The organism is Mycobacterium sp. E3251 (assembly GCF_001666835.1).
Taxonomy (GTDB): Bacteria; Actinomycetota; Actinomycetes; order Mycobacteriales; family Mycobacteriaceae; genus Mycobacterium.
Window position 1 is genome coordinate 1 of the sequence record NZ_LZJF01000028.1, and the last position, 866, is coordinate 866.

The 866-nt window shown below is 66.5% G+C and carries 1 pseudogene; it reads left to right on the forward strand.

The features are described 5' to 3' along the window. Positions 1-234: 234 nt before the first annotated feature. A pseudogene (locus A5697_RS27960) lies at positions 235-866 on the forward strand (hypothetical protein); the annotation flags it as partial.

Sequence of the window (866 nt, forward strand, 5' to 3'; positions counted from 1 at the left end):
CACCGCGACCACGAACACGACGCCGGCGACGATGACCACCCACGCGACCACTTGACCCAGCCGACTGTGCGCGCCGAATCGATGCCCGTCCCCGGGGTGGCCGGTCACGGTGGTCGGTTCGCCGCTGGATTCAGGATTTTGCGTCATGCCCCAAACGATGGCACGGGTATACCCACCGGGGGTAGGGACCATTGGCCCTAGAAAAGGGCGTGGCCCATCTGGTCGGCTTACCTGATGGCCGGATTCACTCGGCGGGCCGCGCTCGCCGCGCTCGGCGCGGGCAGCGTCCTGGGTCTGGCGCATCTGCGTGCGCGCGTCTTTGGTCCTCCCTCGACCGCTATCCGCCTCACGGACGGGGGCGGTTTCATGGGCGCCGGTCACATGGACATGAGCCGCTACATGGAGATGTTCATGCGGCACAGCGAAATCGACCGGATCGTCGAGGACATCCCCGGCGGCGTGCGCACCACCACCGAATCGGCATCACCGGACCTGACCGCTCAACTGCAAGAGCATGTTTCGAGCATGTACGCCCACCTCGATCAGGGCACCGAAATCCGTTGTATGAGCCAGACCCAGGACGCTGCCCGCGCCGAGCGCGGCGAGCGCGGCCCGCCGAGTGAATCCGGCCATCAGGTAAGCCGACCAGATGGGCCACGCCCTTTTCTAGGGCCAATGGTCCCTACCCCCGGTGGGTATACCCGTGCCATCGTTTGGGGCATGACGCAAAATCCTGAATCCAGCGGCGAACCGACCACCGTGACCGGCCACCCCGGGGACGGGCATCGATTCGGCGCGCACAGTCGGCTGGGTCAAGTGGTCGCGTGGGTGGTCATCGTCGCCGGCGTCGTGTTGTGGTCGCGGTG